Annotated in this window: 16 protein-coding genes and 1 other annotated feature; of the genes, 12 read left to right on the top strand and 4 right to left on the bottom strand. The window is 32.4% G+C overall.

The features are described 5' to 3' along the window. Positions 1–52: 52 nt before the first annotated feature. The 5 genes from IAI10_RS19035 to IAI10_RS19015 all read left to right on the top strand — a co-directional run bounded on the left by IAI10_RS19035 (position 53) and on the right by IAI10_RS19015 (position 2,761). Positions 53–385, top strand: coding sequence for a hypothetical protein (locus IAI10_RS19035; protein WP_315674890.1), 333 nt, complete (start codon positions 53–55; stop codon positions 383–385). A 57-nt stretch (positions 386–442) separates the two neighbouring features. Then, on the top strand, positions 443–847 hold the full coding sequence (locus IAI10_RS19030) for an HNH endonuclease signature motif containing protein (protein ID WP_315674889.1): 405 nt from the start codon (positions 443–445) through the stop codon (positions 845–847). A gap of 118 nt (positions 848–965) precedes the next feature. Beyond that, on the top strand, positions 966–1,403 hold the full coding sequence (locus IAI10_RS19025; RefSeq protein ID WP_315674888.1) for an ACT domain-containing protein: 438 nt from the start codon (positions 966–968) through the stop codon (positions 1,401–1,403). Positions 1,404–1,438: 35 nt separating this feature from the next. Beyond that, on the top strand, positions 1,439–2,044 hold the full coding sequence (locus IAI10_RS19020) for a 3'-5' exonuclease (RefSeq protein WP_315674887.1): 606 nt from the start codon (positions 1,439–1,441) through the stop codon (positions 2,042–2,044). Positions 2,045–2,236: 192 nt separating this feature from the next. Beyond that, positions 2,237–2,761 carry a GNAT family N-acetyltransferase gene (locus IAI10_RS19015; protein WP_315674886.1) on the top strand — a complete coding sequence of 175 codons (525 nt, stop codon included), beginning with the start codon at positions 2,237–2,239 and terminating at the stop codon, positions 2,759–2,761. Between the two features lie 83 nt (positions 2,762–2,844). Here IAI10_RS19015 and ilvD read toward each other — a convergent pair whose 3' ends face one another. Next, positions 2,845–4,512 carry a dihydroxy-acid dehydratase gene (gene ilvD, locus IAI10_RS19010; RefSeq protein ID WP_315674885.1) on the bottom strand — a complete coding sequence of 556 codons (1,668 nt, stop codon included), beginning with the start codon at positions 4,510–4,512 and terminating at the stop codon, positions 2,845–2,847. A 285-nt stretch (positions 4,513–4,797) separates the two neighbouring features. Next, positions 4,798–4,996: a binding site (T-box leader), on the top strand. Between the two features lie 206 nt (positions 4,997–5,202). On the opposite strand from ilvD, the gene ilvC reads away from it, so the two are divergent. Both ilvC and ilvB read left to right on the top strand, forming a co-directional pair. After that, on the top strand, positions 5,203–6,207 hold the full coding sequence (gene ilvC / locus IAI10_RS19005) for a ketol-acid reductoisomerase (protein WP_315674884.1): 1,005 nt from the start codon (positions 5,203–5,205) through the stop codon (positions 6,205–6,207). A 69-nt stretch (positions 6,208–6,276) separates the two neighbouring features. Beyond that, positions 6,277–7,953 carry a biosynthetic-type acetolactate synthase large subunit gene (gene ilvB / locus IAI10_RS19000; protein WP_315674883.1) on the top strand — a complete coding sequence of 559 codons (1,677 nt, stop codon included), beginning with the start codon at positions 6,277–6,279 and terminating at the stop codon, positions 7,951–7,953. A 39-nt stretch (positions 7,954–7,992) separates the two neighbouring features. Here the strand turns inward: ilvB and IAI10_RS18995 are convergent, their stop codons facing one another. After that, entirely contained in the window at positions 7,993–8,976 is a 984-nt protein-coding gene (locus IAI10_RS18995; protein ID WP_315674882.1) for a biotin--[acetyl-CoA-carboxylase] ligase, read from the bottom strand. Between the two features lie 175 nt (positions 8,977–9,151). Continuing rightward, positions 9,152–9,322 (bottom strand): hypothetical protein, encoded by a 171-nt coding sequence (locus IAI10_RS18990; protein ID WP_315674881.1) that lies wholly within the window; start codon positions 9,320–9,322, stop codon positions 9,152–9,154. 370 nt (positions 9,323–9,692) lie between these two features. On the opposite strand from IAI10_RS18990, the gene IAI10_RS18985 reads away from it, so the two are divergent. Further along, a complete protein-coding gene (locus tag IAI10_RS18985; RefSeq protein ID WP_315674880.1) occupies positions 9,693–10,796 on the top strand; it encodes an LCP family protein in 1,104 nt (367 codons plus the stop codon). 146 nt (positions 10,797–10,942) lie between these two features. Further along, positions 10,943–11,563, top strand: a complete 621-nt coding sequence (locus IAI10_RS18980; RefSeq protein ID WP_315674879.1) for an HDIG domain-containing metalloprotein — start codon at positions 10,943–10,945, stop codon at positions 11,561–11,563. Positions 11,564–11,628: 65 nt separating this feature from the next. Here IAI10_RS18980 and IAI10_RS18975 read toward each other — a convergent pair whose 3' ends face one another. Further along, the gene (locus tag IAI10_RS18975) at positions 11,629–14,736 is read right to left on the bottom strand and encodes a DEAD/DEAH box helicase (protein WP_315674878.1); all 3,108 of its coding nucleotides are present in this window, start codon (positions 14,734–14,736) and stop codon (positions 11,629–11,631) included. 320 nt (positions 14,737–15,056) lie between these two features. Here IAI10_RS18975 and IAI10_RS18970 point away from each other — a divergent pair, with 320 nt between their 5' ends. From IAI10_RS18970 to IAI10_RS18960, 3 genes are all read left to right on the top strand, one after another. Next, positions 15,057–15,620, top strand: coding sequence for a response regulator (locus IAI10_RS18970; protein WP_315674877.1), 564 nt, complete (start codon positions 15,057–15,059; stop codon positions 15,618–15,620). A 2-nt stretch (positions 15,621–15,622) separates the two neighbouring features. Further along, positions 15,623–17,041, top strand: coding sequence for a sensor histidine kinase (locus IAI10_RS18965; protein ID WP_315674876.1), 1,419 nt, complete (start codon positions 15,623–15,625; stop codon positions 17,039–17,041). Between the two features lie 215 nt (positions 17,042–17,256). Further along, entirely contained in the window at positions 17,257–18,657 is a 1,401-nt protein-coding gene (locus IAI10_RS18960; RefSeq protein WP_315674875.1) for an ethanolamine ammonia-lyase reactivating factor EutA, read from the top strand. The last annotated feature ends 5 nt before the right edge of the window (positions 18,658–18,662 follow it).

The raw sequence follows: 18,662 nt of genomic DNA, 5'->3' as shown, positions 1-18,662 counted from the left end.
TACATACTATAGTTGTATTTAAGCGACGTAATTTTAAGGAGGAAAATATCTTATGAGCAAGTACAAAGTTGGAGATGAACTTATAATAGTAAAAAGTCCTGATGAGGAAAAGAAGGTTTTAAATAAAAACACTCATTTAAACGTTACTGAAGATAATATAGCACATTTATCATGGGCATTGAAAATATTAAAAGTAGAGTATGATAAGCCTAATGTAACTTTAACTTACAAAAATCCTTTTGGCGAAGAGAACAAGGTATTTGCTGTATGTAAGGATATAACTAATTTCGATCATGAAAAAGTTCTTGAAAAGGCTTTATTAAAGGCTTTCCAGAACGAACTTAATGATATTAGCGTAAGTAAAAACAATGGCGTTAACAGATAGACTTTAATTAACTGGATAAAATATTTATCACTAAAATATAAATTGGGAGGAGATTCATTGTTACGGTGTGAAATTTGTGGCAGGAGTGCTGACAAGCACCATATAATCCATAGGTGTGAGGGTGGAATAAATCACCAGATAAATATAAAATATCTTTGTGAAGAACATCACAGAGGAAGCAAGGGACCACATAAATCTATAGAGATTGATTTGAAATATAAATTAGAATTGCAATATAAGCTTATGAAAATTTTCAATAAAGATTTTTATAATATGGATAAAATATGTGAGAAACTTGATATTAAACTTGCTGTGGTTAAAAGACTAATGAAGGACTTTAAACTATATAAGCAAGGATACAAGAGCCAGGATATAATATTTGCATTTATGGGTAAAAAACTGTACAGTGAAGACATGCTGGAATATTATTGTGATTTCGTGCCAGTATATAATTTTGTTTAAATATTTTATAATGATGTTAAAGGAAGTATCTGCACTTAATTTTTGTGCAGATATTTTTATGATATAATACTTAGAAAGCCTCAAGTAAAATGAATATTAATAGTAACGGGGTGAAGCTATGAGATTTGATTATATAGTAATAAATTCTGAAGTGCTACCAGAAGTATATACCAAAGTATTAGAGGCAAAAGAACTCATAAGAACTAATAGAGTTAAAGATGTAACGGAAGCTGTTAAAGCTGTTGGCATCAGCAGAAGTACTTTCTATAAGTATAGGGATCACGTATTTGCTTTAAAAGAAGGTATGAAAGGTCAAAAAGCAACAATTTCAATCGTAATAATAGATAAAGCAGGAACTTTATCTGATATTTTAGATAACATTGCAAAGCATGGTGGAAATATATATACTATAAATCAGGATATTCCTATTAATGGTGCTGCCTATATTAATATAACATTAGATATTGCTAAATTAGATATTGAAATTAAGGAACTGATTGATATATTGAGCACATTGAACAATATAATAAGAGTTGATCTTGTTGCTATAGAATAATGTATAAGTATACATGTATTTAGAGGAGAAAAAAAATGAAACTGATATTTTTTGACACTGAAACTACAGGATTAAAACCAGGCAGCATATGCCAGTTGAGTTATATTACGGTGGATACATCAATGAAACCCAATTCTACCACAGGTAAAAATATATTTTTTGCAGTTGACTATGTAGAACCTTCAGCGGAAGAAATACATGGTTTTAGTGCAGAAGATTTGTATGAGCTAAGTGAAGGAATGTATTTTGAAGATCATTTTGAAAATATATACAAAGACTTTAGCGAAGCTGATTTTGTTATAGGTCACAATGTGAATTTTGATATAAACTTTTTAACTCATGAAATTGAAGGCTGCGGAGAAGAGTTTAAGCCTAATAATGTGTTTTGTACCATGAATTATTATAAAGATATATGCAAAATGGTCAATGGCAGAGGAGAAAGAAAAAACCCTAAGTTAGAGGAATTAGTTAGATTTTTAGGAATAAACAATGATAATATAAGAGAAATAAGCAATAAATTATTTGAAGGCTCAGGAAATTACCATGATGCTAGATTCGATACTACCGCTACATATTTAGCAGTAACAGAAGGCATAAAAAAAGGGTATATCCCAAGAAACTATTTTTCAAGTAAGGTTTAATTAATACTGATTAATTTTCGATTTATAATAACTATGCTATAAACTTCAATATATTGTTGAGGTTCTGGCATAGTTTATTTTTGTAAAACAAAATCTTGCAAATAGGTTGAAATATTTCTCTAAGGATTGTATAATTATGCATATAATATTTATAAATATGTAATTACAATATAGCTTACTGGGGGAATTGTTATGGATAATAGTGAAATTATAATTCGTAAAGCTGTATCTTCGGATGTATATATGATAAAAAAGATAACGGCAGAAGCATTTGCCTCTTATGGTAAATGTGTTGGTATAAGTGAGACTATCCCTGCGCTTAATGAAACTGTGGAAGATGTGGAGCGGGATATAAAAACAAAAATTGTTTTAGTTGCAGAATATAATGATATATTGGTAGGCGGAGTCAGAGTTGAGATAAAGCATGATAATACTGCCTATTTAAGCCGATTCAGCGTGTCTGTAGAGCATCAGAATCATGGCATTGGAAAGTTGCTGCTTAATGAGGTAGATAAGGTTATGAAGGACAGAGGTGTGAAAATGCTTTATCTTCATACTGCATCAAAAATATTATCTTTGATACAGTTTTATTACAGCAGAGGGTTCTATATTGACTCTACCACCAAGGATAGGGGATATATAAGAGCACTGCTATGTAAATCCTATGAAGAGGCAAGTTATGGAAAAAGCAATTTGTATGGTACTTATGTGGTATAAAAATCAACACTGATTTAGAATAGAACCAATAATAAAAATACCGAAGCTCAGATGAAAATCAAATAGAGCTTCGGCGTAAATTGTTATTCTAATACAGCACCTTTGCTGGCATTAGTCACAAGCCTGCTGTATCTATGAAGATAGGTGCCTTTTTTAGCCTTAGAGGCTGGAGCTGTCCATTTTGATAACCTATCCTTTAATTCTTCCTCGGAAATTAATACATTGATGCTTCTGGTATCTAAGTTTATCTCGATTAAGTCTCCATTTTTGATTGCTGCAATGGGACCACCCTCGGAAGCTTCTGGACAGACATGTCCTATACAAGGACCTTTTGTACCGCCAGAAAATCTTCCGTCAGTAATAAGAGCTACACTTTTTTCTAATCCCATACCCATTATAGCGGAAGTTGGACTTAGCATTTCTCTCATTCCAGGACAGCCCTTAGGCCCCTCATATCTAATTACAACCACATCACCAGCTTTTATTTCTTTTTTCATAATAGCTTCATATGCTTCTTCCTCAGATTCATAAACCTTAGCTGGGCCTTTGTGGTGGCGCATTTCTTGTGAAACGGCTGACTGCTTAATAACTGAACCTTCCGGTGCTAAATTTCCTTTAAGAACCGCTATACCGCCTTCTTTTAAATATGGCTGATCTAATGGCTTTATAACATTTTTGTTAAGCACAGCAGCATTTTTTACATTTTCTTTTAATGTATATCCTGTAACTGTTGGTAAATGGCCATTTATTAGACCTGCTTTTATTAATTGATTTATAACTGCGGAAATACCTCCAGCCTCTTCTAAATCGTACATACTATGCACACCTGCAGGAGCAAGCTTTGTTATATTAGGAACCATTTTGCTTATTTCGTCAAAGTCCTCAAGTCTTAATGGAACTTCTGCTTCATTGGCGATAGCTAAAAGGTGAAGAGTAGTGTTGCTGGAGCCTCCTATTGCCATATCTAAGGCTATAGCATTTTTAAAAGCTTCTAAAGTTAAAATATCTCTAGGCTTTACATCTTTTTTTACTAAATCAACGATTCTCATTCCGGTCTTTTTCGCAAGCTGTCTTCTTGCACCAAAGGGAGCGGGTATGGTTCCGTTTCCAGGCAAAGTGATTCCTAGTGCTTCTGAAAGAGAATTCATTGTATTGGCAGTGAATAATCCTGCGCAGCTTCCACAGGATGGACAAGCTTTTTTCTCTATAAGCTGTAATCTAGATTCATCTATTTTTCCTTCAACAAAACTGCCTATGCCTTCAAAAACGCTTATTAAGTCTAGATTTTCACCGCTAGGACTATCCTTTCCTGGAAGCATAGGACCGCCGCCTACATATATTGCAGGAATATTTAATCTGGCAGCAGCCATAAGCATTCCTGGAACAATTTTGTCACAATTTCCTATAAGCACCATTCCGTCAAATTTATGTGCCATAGTCATGGCTTCAATGGAATCAGCTATTAATTCTCTGCTGGCTAGCGGATATTTCATTCCGCTGTGATTCATTGAAATGCCATCGCATATACCGATTGAAGGATATTCGATAGGGGTACCTCCAGCGGCACTTACACCTAATTTTACAGCTTGGGCAATATCGTTTAAATGAAAGTGTCCTGGAATTATTTCATTTTGAGCATTAACTACAGCGATTAGTGGTTTTTCTAGATCTTCAGGTAGATACCCCATAGCATAAAATAATGATCTGTGAGGGGCTCTGGCAAAACCTTGGGTTACTTCTGAACTTCTCATTATATCACCTCATTAAAATATAATTATTAAAATTTGTTATATACAGTCAATATTAAAACATAATATACTATGAATAAATATAACTGTCAACATGCAAATATGCAGTAAAAAAGAAAGGCATATTAAATATTTAAAGAATAGAAAAAATATAAACAATAAATTAATTATTATAATAAATGATTAAATGAATAAATAGACTTTCATATTTCTGATTAATTTTTTTATAAAAGTATTGACAAAGATTAAGATGGGTGGTAAAGTATATTCAATACAAATTTTCTAATATCAAATACTTTGATGAGGAAGAGTAGAAGTTTTGAATTCTTAAAAGAGAGTGGGGTAAGGTGAAAGCCCATAGATGGATTAACTTTGAAAATCACCTCTGAGTTGCGGGCTGAAATTATTAAAGAGTAAGCTTTGCCGGCTAAGCCGTTATTTATTGAGTTCAAATTGGGTGGCACCGCGGACAGTTTTCGCCCCAGCGTTGGGAGAAGGCTGTTTTTTTGTTCTCTAAATTTAATTCTGTTAAAACCAGTGCTGTAATATAATGAAAAACGGATGAAATACATATTCAATATACAGAATATTGAGAATAATTCGTAAATACAGGGGCTTAATACAGCACTGCATAAATATGTTTTATAAATATACTATAAAATGTATAAAAACAAATAAAGAGGGGGATTTATTGTGGCAAAATTATATTATGATGCAGATGCGAACTTAGAATTATTGAAAGGTAAAAAGGTTGCAGTTATTGGATATGGAAGTCAGGGGCACGCACACTCTTTAAATTTAAAAGATAGTGGCGTTGATGTAACTGTTGGCTTGTATGAAGGCAGCAAATCATGGAAAAGAGCCGAAGCAGCAGGGCTAAAAGTTAAGCTCGTAGCAGATGCTGTTAAGGAAAGTGATATTGTTATGGTACTTATACCAGATGAAAAGCAGGCTGAACTTTATAAAGAAGCTATAGAACCTAATCTGACAGAAGGAAAGGCCTTAGTATTTGCCCATGGATTTAACATACATTTTGGACAAATCAAACCTCCAGCTTTTGTAGATGTATTTATGGTAGCACCAAAGGGACCAGGACATATAGTTAGAAGACAGTATGCTGAAGGCAATGGTGTTCCAGATTTAATAGCTGTGTATCAGGATTATTCTGGAAAAGCTAAAGACTACGCTTTAGCCTATGCAAAGGGTATAGGTGGAACGAGAGCTGGTGTTCTTGAGACTACATTCAAAGAAGAAACTGAAACAGATTTATTCGGTGAACAGGCTGTGTTATGCGGTGGAGTTGCTGCTTTAATGAAAGCTGGTTTTGAAACTTTGGTAGAGGCAGGATATCAACCTGAAAGTGCTTATTTTGAATGTATGCACGAAATGAAGCTTATAGTTGATTTAATAAATCAAGGCGGCTTGAGCCTTATGAGATATTCTATAAGTGATACTGCGGAATATGGAGATTACGTAACGGGAAGCAGACTTATTACTGAAGATACGAAGAAAGAGATGCAGCAAGTTTTAAAGGAAATTCAAAATGGAACTTTTGCAAAGAACTGGCTTCTTGAAAATAAAGTTGGGAGACCATACTTTAATTCAATGAGAAGGCTGGAAAAGGAGCATCAAGTTGAAAAGGTTGGGGCTGAACTTAGAAAAATGATGCCATGGCTTGATAAAGATAAAGTAGAGTAAAAATAGGATATTGACCTCTGCCTTAAACAGGATGGTAGGTTTTTCAAAATTGAATTTGGGGTGATATTTGTGAAATTAAATGGGGCACAGTTAATTTTGCAGTGTTTAAAAGAGCAGGGCGTGGAAATAATATTTGGATACCCTGGAGGTGCAGTTATTCCACTATATGATGCGCTATATGATGAAAAAGAACTTAGACATATAATATTTGCTCATGAACAAGGGGCTACTCATGCAGCAGATGGATATGCCAGGTCTACTGGAAGGACTGGAGTAGTTATAGCTACTTCAGGACCGGGAGCCACCAATACTGTTACTGGTATTGCTACAGCGTTCAGAGATTCTGTACCTATGGTAGTAATAACTGGTCAAGTAGGAAGAAAACTTTTAGGGAGAGATTCCTTTCAGGAAATAGATATAGTGAATATAACAGCTTCAATAACTAAAAAGAATTATCTCGTAGATTCTATTGAATCTATACCTTCAATAATTAGAGAAGCTTTTAATATTGCAAAATCCGGTAGACCAGGGCCTGTTCTTATAGACATTCCTAAAGATTTGCAGCTTTTAGATATTGAATATGAAAAAGAGGCATATTTTTTAGAACAAGCTTATGAAGAAAAATATCAATTGGATAAAGAGAATATTGAAAAGGCTGCAAAACTTATTATGGAAAGTGAAAGGCCTATGATTTATGGCGGCGGAGGTATTATAATATCTGAAGCTGCCGACGAATTTATAGAATTTGCAGAAAAAATATGCTCTCCTGTCACTACATCACTAATGGGAACAGGAGCTTTTCCTAATGAACATCCATTATTCACAGGAATGGTTGGTATGCATGGAACTCATGGATCCAATTACGGTATAACAAACTGCGATTTGCTAATAGCTATTGGGGCTAGGTTTAGCGATAGGGTAGCTAGCCATGTTGATAGTTTTGCTCCTAAAGCTAAAATAATACACATAGATGTGGATCCTAAAGAAATAGGAAAAAATGTTAGAGTAGATGTACCTATAGTTGGTGACGTAAAAGCTGTTTTAAAAGAATTGCTTTTAATTATTGATAAAAAAGAGCATGATAATTGGATTGAACAAATGGAAAAATGGAAAAATCAATATCCTATGGATTTTGATTATAGGGGGCTAAATCCTAAATATATAATGAATAGATTAAGCGAAGTAACTAAAGGAGATGCTATAATAACTACAGAGGTAGGGCAGCATCAGATGTGGGCATGCCAATATTATTCCTATAGGCAGCCAAGAAGTTTTATAACTTCAGGAGGGCTTGGCACTATGGGCTTTGGATTGGGAGCTGCTATAGGGGCATCTTTTGGAAATCCTCATAAGAAAGTAATTAATGTAGCAGGTGACGGAAGCTTTAAAATGAATTGTAATGAGCTTTCGACCTTGGCCAGATATAAGTGTCCTGTGATTCAGCTTATATTTAATAATCATGCTCTAGGCATGGTAAGGCAGTGGCAGGAAATGTTCTGCAATGAAAGATTCTCCTTCACTCTATTGGGAGAAGATGTGGATTTCCTAAAGCTAGGAGAGGCTTATGGAATAAAAGGCATAAGAGTAACAAATGAAGGTGATTTGGATAAGGCATTGGACTATGCACTTTCGTTACAGGAGCCTATTATAATTGACTGCTTAATAGATGAAACCAATAAAGTGCTTCCTATGGTTGCTCCAGGTGCTCCAATAAACGAAATAATTTATAAAGAGTTAGACTGCTAAGATAAAAGGAGGTTTTCTAGTGCTAAGAAAACCCCCTTTTTATATGTAACCTCTTGAAGAACGGATTGACACTTCTCCAGACATTACAGGATATATATCATTGCCTTCCTGCACAATTAGATATCCCTCACTGTTTATGTCAATTGCTTTCACAAGTATGCTTTCGTTTCTCTTTACCAAAAGAATATCTTTACTTAAGACAGCAGAATTATTTTTACAAATATCAATGGAACTCTCTATAGATCCTGATGATATAAAAGACTCATAAAGAAGCTCAAAATTATTTAATATATCTGCCATTATCTTTTTTCTGTTAAATACTATATTTTTTTCAATGTATAGTGAAGAGGCTATAGAAATTAAGTCCTCCGGAAAGTCACAGGGCTTTGAATTTATATTTATGCCTATTCCTATAATCAAATTATTTATGATGTTTAATTCTGCACTCATTTCTGTTAAAATTCCGCAAATCTTCTTGCCGTTTAGCAATATATCATTGGGCCATTTGATAAGACTTTCTATACCGTTAGCTTTTAGTGCATTATACACAGCAGCGGCAGTAATCACTGTCAGCTTATAGGCATTAGAAGGATCTATGTCAGGTTTTAATATTATGGACATCCATACGCCTTTTCCAAAAGGGGATACCCATTTTCTACCCAACCTACCTCTCCCAGAGCTTTGTTCTTCGCTTACAACTACAGTGCCACTTTTTATGTCTTTAATATTGATTTCTTTCGCTTTTAGGTTTGTTGAATCCACAGAAGAATAATGAATAACTTCTCTTCCTATAAATTTAGTGTTTAAAAAATCTTTGATTTCTGTATAGGTTAATATTTCAGGGCGACCTATAATTTTATAGCCTTTTTTGGAAGAGGATTCTACTTCGTAACCCTCTTCCTTAATGCTTTTAATATATTTCCATACCGCAGCTCTTGTTATTCCTAATTTATCACTAATATATTCCCCGGAAATAAAATTTCCTTTATTGTCTAATAACATATTTAGAATTTCAATTTTCATATAGATAATCTCTTTTCATATACTGTTTAATTTTGTATTGATTAATATTGTAAATTTCAAAATATATTTTAGCATTTTAACATTCCATATACAAGAAGATTAGCTATAAGTAAATCTTTTATTTCTGCATTACACTAAAAATACTAAGCATAAAGATGTTTCCGTAATATAGCTTTTATTTGTTATGAGATAATTTTGATCTTTTAGTAAATTTATTGCCATTTTCCGAAGCTCCAATTTTTTTACCATTTTCAATTCCTATATCTGCACCTTCTCTGGGAAACATTTTTCTTAATTCAGCATTGCTTTTTTCACGAGTCTTTTGTAAATTTTTATTATTATCCATAAAATTTCCTCCTTTATTGATGAAAAATATAAATATTTCTTTGACTTACGATTAATTAATGATATTATAGTAAATATTAATGTTAGTATAACCTTAAAAACATATAGTATGAATATAAAATCGGTAAGAATAACGAACTAATTCCATAACTTGTCGTATTTTAAAAATATAACATAATTTAATATGAACTTAACAATTAACAACAATAACATAAATTGCTATATAGTACATGCTTATAATAGATGAGTATTAGTTATATTTTTAAAATTTTTATACTGATTTTAATTCCTACATTATAGATGAGAGTCTTTATTAATCTATGCTATTTTACTATCTAATATTGAAATTACCAAGGAGGCTATAACTAGATATGTTTAAAAAGAAGAATAAAAACTCGAAAAAAATGAGCTTAAAGAAAAAAATAGCTTTAGTGCTGGGATCTATTGTTGCAATAATTGCATTGAGCTTTGGAGGTCTTTTGCTATATGTTAGACAAATGACTCATGTAAACGCTAACGATGTGCCTAAATATGTGGATGAAAAAGGAAAGGAAATAAGCCTAGAGGACGTTCCTACACAAGACCCCATATATACTGAACAGGAAGGTATAACGAATATTTTGCTTATTGGTACTGACGGCAGAGATGAGAAAGAGGCGGCTAGGTCTGACAGTATAATAATTGCTACCATAGATGCAAATAACAAGAAAATAAGATTTACAGCCATACAAAGGGACACTTATGTAGATATACCTAAATATAAGCCTGCTAAAATAAATGAGGCATATCAGTTAGGCGGACCAGATCTTTTATTGAAAACTATAGAAACTAACTTTAGAATAAAATTGGACAACTATATAATAGTAAACTTTTGGGGATTTCAAGATATAATTGATGCTGTAGGCGGAGTAGATATAGATGTAAAAGATTCTGAAGTAAAAGAAATTAATAAGTATATTGGAGAAGTTGATAAGGTTAAGTCCCCACCCCTTACTCATGGAGGAACGCAGCATTTGGATGGTCAGCAGGCGTTGGCTTACTCAAGAATAAGATATGTTGGCAATGGAACCTATGAGAGGATGGAAAGACAGGAGCAGGTTCTTACCGTATTACTTAACAAGTTCAAAACTATGACAAGCCTTCAATATACAAATTTGGCAACAAAATTATTGAAGTGTGTAAAGACTAATATGGAACCTACTACATTGCTTAATGATGCTTATACTGTAAGTAAATTTGGAGGTATAAATGTAGAAAAACTAAGTATACCACTAGATAAGATAAGCTGGGGAGGAATGTACAAAGGTGCTTGGTATTTGCTGGTTGACAAAGATCAAAATGCTAAAGTCTTAAATGACTTTGTATATAAAGATATAACGCCGGATGATAGCAAATTGGATGTTAGTGCTTTTAAATCTGTTTTGAGAAAATATTTTAATGATGCTGGTGAAGAAATGCCTAAGCTTGATAATTAATATAAAACAGAGCCATATAAAAATATAAAAAATTTTAAAACAGCTTTTAAAGTGCGCAATTGCTTTAAAAGTTGTTTTTTTATAGAAAAATAAAAGCATAAAATTATTCTTTAAAGCAAAAATAAAAATACTGAAGAGGTGATATCATGGAAAAAATATACCAAAAGTTGAATAAAAGTTTATTGGAAGATGAAAAGCCTTCGATAGCTATCAATGAGATATCCAATATGGATGAGTTTAAAAAAGCTCCATTTTCTGTACTTAACAAATTAAAGTTTACAGAACAATCGATTAAATATCATCCGGAAGGAAGTGTATGGAATCATACTATGATGGTAGTGGATGAAGCAGCCAAAGTAAAAGACAAGAGTGAGGCTCCAAGAGCCTTCATGTGGTCGGCACTTCTTCATGATATAGGAAAAGGAGAAACTACAAAAATAAGGAAGGGCAGAATAACTTCCTATGATCATGATAAGGTTGGAGCTGAAATGGTGGTAGAATTTTTTAAACCTTTTAATGAAGAGGAAAGCTTTGTAGAAGCTGTGACTAATATGACAAGGTGGCATATGCAGCCACTTTTTGTTACAAAAAGTTTGCCTTTTGCAGATATAAAATCAATGCTGAAAGAGGTTAAGTTACAAGAAATTTCTCTGTTTTCTCTTTGCGATAGACTAGGAAGAGGGGATATGGATAAAGAAAAGGAAAGAGAAGAAAGAGCAAGTATAGATCGTTTTATTGAGACCTCAAAAGCTCATCTTAAAATATAGCTGTTTTAAATCGATGAAAAATCAACACTGCTTTAAATCGAAGTTAAAATTGAAAAACGGGCAACTTAATCTCTAAGGAAAAGTTGCTCTAATTCTTCTTTGGTTAATTTATTTAAAAGAGTGGTGCTTTTTAAATCCCCAGTTATGATGCTGTCAATTAGCTCTTTCTTTTGCTCTTGGAGAGCTACTATTTTTTCTTCGATGCTATCCTTAGCTACAAGTTTTATAACTTCTACCACATTTTTCTGCCCTATTCTGTGAGCTCTGTCAGAAGCTTGTTGTTCTACTGCAGGATTCCACCAAGGGTCAAAAAGTATCACTAAATTAGCTGATGTGAGATTAAGACCTGTTCCTCCGGCTTTCAGTGATATGAGAAACACTCCAGTAGAATCAGTGCTGTTAAATTCATTTACTAAATTAATTCTCGCTTTTGAATCAGTGGCTCCATCCAGATAAAAATAATTTATTGATTCTTTTTTGAGTTCATCTCCGATTTTTTTAAGGGCAGAAGTAAATTGAGAAAACAGTAATATCTTTTTGTTGATTTTTAAATTATTGTTTATTATATCTAATGCTGCTGTAATTTTACCGCTGCCGCCGGAATAATTATGAATTATTAATGAAGGATCCAGGCATATTTGACGAAGTTTTGTTATGTAAGCAAATAGCTCAATTTTCCCTTTGGTTAATTTTAAGGCCTTTTTTATTTCTTTTATATAGGAAGCATATATTTGCTTTTGCATAGGAGTCATTTCTACTATGACTTTACGCTGGAGTTTTTCAGGAAGTTCAGACATAACCTCAGCCTTTGTTCTTCTAAGTATAAAGGGTTTTATGAGAAGTCTTAGATTATCTAAGCTTTCAGCATCTCCGTTTACAAATTTTTCTGTGAAATTTTCTTTAGAATACAGATATTCAGGCATGATAAAATCAAAAATAGACCACAGCTCTAATAAATTGTTTTCTATAGGAGTACCTGTGAGTGCAAAACGTAAACCTGAGTTAATTTCCTTTATAAGCCTTGAGATGCTGGTGGAGGAGTTTTTTATATTTTGAGCTTCATCCACTATACAAAAATCAAAAGCGCACTTTTTGAAGGATTCAATATTATTTCTCAAAGTTCCATAGCTTGTTATAATGGCATCTACATCTTGTAATGTAGTAGTTAGTTTGTGGTAGGAATCTAATTTATGTGCAATTAAGAGCCTAAGGGAAGGAGCAAATTTTTTAAATTCTTCATTCCAATTATATATTAAAGAAGTAGGAACTATTATCAAGGCCTTTTTATTTTTTTCAGAGCTTAAAAATGCTATGGTTTGAAGAGTTTTTCCAAGCCCCATATCATCTGCCAGTATGCCTCCGAAGCCTAATGCACTGAGCCTTTTAAACCAGGTAAAGCCTTCTATTTGATATTCTTTTAGCTTTGTCTCTAGATTCTTAGGCAGAAGAACTTTTGAAGAATATATCTGCTTGATTTTATCATCTATATCTTCTAAAATATCTCTACCTCTTACTATATTGAATTTTGAATGCCCTAAGCCTTTACATAAATAGAGTTCCTTATCCTTACTTATAGTTATTGAATTTTCTTTAGCTGAAACTTCTGAAAGATTTAAGAATAGATTAAAAAAATTAGATATACTCTCATCTTCAAAATCTAAAAAATTTCCATTGCTCAATCTGTAGAAAGCTTTTTTTTCTTTGTAGGCTTGAAAAATTTCATGGAATTCCTGATTGGGAATTCCTTTCATTGCATAGCTTAATATAAAATTATTGTTGTGCTCTTCCAAAGCCATATCTATGAAAGAAGCGTCTAAAAGTTTTATGCTTTCAAGTGATTTATCCAATTTAACCTTTCCTAAATTGCTAAGGCCATTTTTGCCGCCTTTAAGCAGATAAAAAAGATCATAATCATTTCCCCAAAAAAGCATTCTGTCATTTTTTCTGGCAAATTTAAAATATTCAAGCTTCATAAGAAGTTTTTCTTCCTTTTTAAAGTCTCTTACTATATTTGGCGTAGAGCTTTCTAATAAGATATTCACTTTCTTATTGGAGCAGATGGCATAGGGGGTGCAGCATATAATATCTAATTCTTTGTATAGTAAAAACTGAAATTCTATATTTTGTGATCCGAATTTCTTTACTCCTTCAGATATATTTATGTTATTGGAAACCTTATTTAATATTCTTATAAGGTATTCATAATTGTTTGTATTCTTCTCATATTTAATTTCGTTAGCAGAGGAGAACATATTATATATTTGTTTATATACAGTAATCAAGTCTATTGACGGAATATAAAGATTACCTTTAAAGAAATAAACATCACCTAACTCATTAAGGGGTAAGGGCAGTTTGGAATGAGTGGTTAATATAAAATTATCATCCTTTTCCTTAAGAGTGAAGCTCAAAGGAAGCTTATCATAAATTATAGAGGTTTTATAGGATATACCATTATATTTAAAATATAAAGTATTGTTTGAAATACTCATCAAAAAATTTCTAAGTTTATTTTTAGGGATATATAAAGCTTTTCCGTTAATGGATAGCTCCTTGGAATATATTTCATTTTTAATAAAATCAAATAATATAAGAGCTTCCTCAGAAAGAGTGTGATATTTAGGAGAATATTTAAATTGAGAATTTAATAGAACTTCTTCATTTTTGTATGCAGCATTTATGAAAGTCTTCAAATCCCTTATTAAATATTTCTGACGATCCAATAATTTAAATTCAGCCTGATAAGCGCTGGGAGAGCTTCCTTCTCTATATTCAAGAAAAGCTTCCACGTTAAAAGTGATTTTATTAGCGATTTCCTCATTCTGGCTATTGGAGGAACTCTTTTTCCTATACATAATATTGAAAAAAGCATAGGCTAAAGCATTTAGGTGAGAACACATAAAATTGCTATCATAAACATTATTATCTTTAAAATCACTGCAGCTGCAGTTGTTTCCAGCTAAAGTTTTTTTATTTAGATTGATTTTTATATGAGGCTTGTAAGGCAAATTCCCATTAGAACTAGTTACGTCACCATATATATGATAAATACCATTAATATTTTTTCCTTTTATATTTGACACAGACTTATTTTGAAAAAGATTCATTCCTAAATCATTCATTATACTATAGGAGTTTTTGAAAATTATGACTTCTAAATCTTTTAAATTCATTTTTGCTCTCCTTTGCTTTTTTTAAATGCTTCTGTTTTAAATAAAGCAATAAATATTATACCATATGAATATAAGTTGTTGAAAAGTAAGTAAAATTATTTGCGCTGATTGCGTTCCATTATTATCAATCTAACAAAATTATCAATTTAACTTGACAAATCACACTGAATATACAACCATTATTGGGTGAAAAATCCTTGATAATAGTATGCAAAAATAGGATGCACTTCAATTTTGATAAAAATTTAATTATCATTTAGCAAAGGTTGAAATCATTTTTTTATTGTGCTTAAATTTTGTTATGATTGGGGTGAATGGAAATGGGTAGTAGGATAGTAGTGGCAGAAGATGAACCTATCACGAGAATGGATATATGTGAAATGCTTAAAACAGCTGGATATTCTGTAGTAGGAGAGGCAGCTAATGGACTGCAGGCGGTGGAGCTTTGCAGAATTCATAGACCGGAACTTGTGCTTATGGATATAAAAATGCCTAAATTAGATGGAATTCAAGCTTCGGAAATATTGATGAAGGAAGATATAGCACAATCCATCATCGTACTGACTGCTTACAGCGGAAAAGAGTTTATTGACAAGGTTAAGACCATTGGCGCTATCGGATATATTGTAAAACCTATTGATGAAGTGAGACTAATACCCCAAGTTGAAATTGCAATTTCCAAAGGACAAGAGTTAAAGGCTATGAGGAATAAATTGACAAGCATAAAAACCATATGTTCTGCTAAAGAACTGCTTATGGAGAAATTTAGATTATCAGAAAATGAAGCTTATAAAAAACTTAGAAGAATGAGCATGGATAAGCAAACTACCATATTTCAAGTTTCTCAAAATATATTAGAGCATAATGAAAGTTTGGACATATAAAAATGCTTAGGGAATTATGCAAGCTTCATACTGACTTGTCTGAAGAAGATATAGCGAAATTAGAAGAAATAGAGAAATCTATTTCTATGTTTGCAAATTTAGCTAAAGGTGATATATTTATAGATTGCCTTACTAAAGATCCTAATATAGCCGTTGTGGTAGCGGAAGCTAAACCTGCAAACTTCAAATCTTTATACAAAACCTCCGTAGTTGGTGAGCTTGCTCTTAGAAAGAATGAGCCAGCAGCTCTTAGGACTTTAGAGCTTGGTATTGAAACTTTGGATTTGAAAGCTGTTACCCAGGAAAATATGGTGGTTAAGCAGAACACTGTACCAATTAAAAACAAGCATCACAAGGTAATAGGGGTTCTCATTATGGAAAAAGATATAACGGAAGATGTAAGTCAAAGCAGAAGTGTAGAGATATTATCTCAAACCACAGAGCAGCTTTCGGAAACTCTAATGAATATAAAGGACATGGATTGTGAGGAAACCGTAGCTTACAATTTAATTAATGACGCTATTTTGGTAATAAACGAAAAGGGGCTTTGCATTTACGCTAATTATAAGGCAGAAGAGCTCTACAGAAAGATTGGTTATAAGGATTCTATAGTGGGTATAGCTTTTGATAATTTAGTATTAAATGAAATTAAGTTTAACGATATTTTATGTGATCATAAATCTTTCGTCTTTGAAACCGCAATAGGAAACTTAGAATTGCAGGTAAAATATGCTGTTACGAAAAAAGAAAATAATATATACGGCGTTATCATGCTCATAAAGGATATTACAGATATAAGACAAAAGGAAAAAGAATTGATACTAAAATCTGTAGCCATAAGGGAAATTCATCATAGAGTAAAAAATAATCTTCAGACTATAGCAAGTATACTTAGGCTTCAATCTAGAAGAATTGACAATGAAGAGGCTAGGAGAGCTTTTCATGACAGTATAAATAGGATTTTAAGCATAGCCACCACTCATGAAGTTTTATCTCAAAATGGTATAGATGATGCTGATATAAAGGAAATATTGTTAAAGATAAAAAACAACGCTTTAAGAAATTTGGAGCAGCTTAATAAAAAGATCGATGTACAGCTCTATGGAGACAGCTTGAAGGTAAATTCTGACAGAGCTACATCAATAGCTATTGTGGTAAATGAACTTATAGAAAATTGCTTGAAGCATGCTTTCACCATAAAAGAAGAAGGGGTTATTGAGATAATCATAAATAAAGGAGAAACTTATTCAAGCATAGCTATAGCTGACAGCGGAGATGGATTTAATACAGAAATTCTTAAAAACGAAAGCTTAGGCTTAAATATCGTGAAAAGCATTGTAAAAGATAAATTAAATGGAGATATAAATATTGAAACAAATCAAAATGGCACAAAAACTGTATTTTATTTCACAAATTATTAAAAATATTTAGTATAAATAGATAAACAACATGAAATTTAAGTTTACATTGATAAAATAATAATGTATAATTAGATTAAAATTAATGCAAGGGCGCATTAGTTTGGAATTTACATTGAAAAATAGAATTAAAAATTATTTTTAGGCAAAGAAGCTTAAACATTAGAAAATGTTTGGGCTTTTTTTTGATTTACTTGACAGTAAAGGAGGAATTTTAATTGGCAGAGGAGCTTTTAAGCGTGGGTATAGACATAGGAACTACCACTACTCAGCTTATTTTTAGCAGACTTACGGTATCAAATGTAGCAGGTTCATTTTCTATACCAAGAATAGAAATCATAAACAAAGAAATTATTTATAAAAGCTCAATCTATTTTACTCCTTTAACCCCACTGGGAAGGATAAATTTACAAGAAATAAAAAGAATAATTTCCATTGAATATGAAAAGGCCAATGTAAATAAAAAAGATATTTCTACAGGGGCTATCATAATAACAGGAGAAAGTGCCAGAAAAGAAAATTCAGAAGAAGTGCTGCAAAGCCTTTCGGAATTTTCCGGAGATTTTGTGGTAGAAGCAGCAGGAGCTGATTTAGAATCCTTATTGGCAGGCTTTGGAGCAGGAGCCTCTGAATTTTCAAAGAAGGTTTCAGGAACTATTATCAATTTTGATGTAGGAGGGGGGACTACTAACTCCTCAAGCTTCAAGAATGGAAACAACATAGATGCATTTGCTTTGGACATTGGCGGCAGACTTATAAAAATAGATGAGAATTTAGAAATTGAATATATATCGAATAAGATAAAGCCAATGATAAACAGCTTAAAATTAGATTTAAAAGTTGGAATAGTTCCAGAATTATATGAGGTAAAAAAGCTTACGGATGCACTTGCTGAGGTTTTATGGAAAATAGCTGCAAATAGTAAACTGGAAGAATGTGAAAAGAAATTATTTATACAGCATGAAGATAAAAAAATAAAGGCAGAAGCCTTCATGTTTTCAGGGGGAGTAGCTGAATTTGTCTATGGAGGAAACAATGTAACAAGTTTATCTCACTTGACAGAGTATGAAGATATAGGACCGCTTTTAGGTATATCCATAAGAGAAATTTTTAAGGAGAAAGGTTTAAGTCTTATAGAGCCTAAGGAAAAAATAAGAGCTACTGTGATTGGAGCAGGAAGTTATTCAGTATCCATAAGTGGAAGCACCATAGTATATGATGAAGAAATTCTGCCCATGAAAAATGTGCCTATAGTAAAGCTTTCACAAGACGAGCGAGGGATAATTCAAGATGATATAACCAGCAAATTGAATATGTACTCCGAAAAAAATATAGCCATAGCTATTAAGGGCAATAAATCTCCTTCCTATGAGGAGATTAAGCTTATAGCAAGCAAGCTTTCAGAAGCTTTAAGCTTGAGAGAGGAACCTGCAATCATAATATTAGAAAATGATTTTGCTAAAGCCCTTGGTCAGGTTCTGAAAATTTATTTAGGGAGAACAAGAAAGATACTATGCATAGATGGAATAAAGGTGGAAAGTGGTAATTATGTTGATATAGGAAAGCCTATAGCAGGAGTAATACCAGTTATCATAAAAACATTAATTTTTAATTTTTAAGGGGG

Source organism: Clostridium sp. 19966 (assembly GCF_032335695.1).
Taxonomy (GTDB): domain Bacteria; phylum Bacillota; class Clostridia; order Clostridiales; family Clostridiaceae; genus JACTOJ01.
This window is presented reverse-complemented; position numbering and strand designations above follow the sequence as displayed.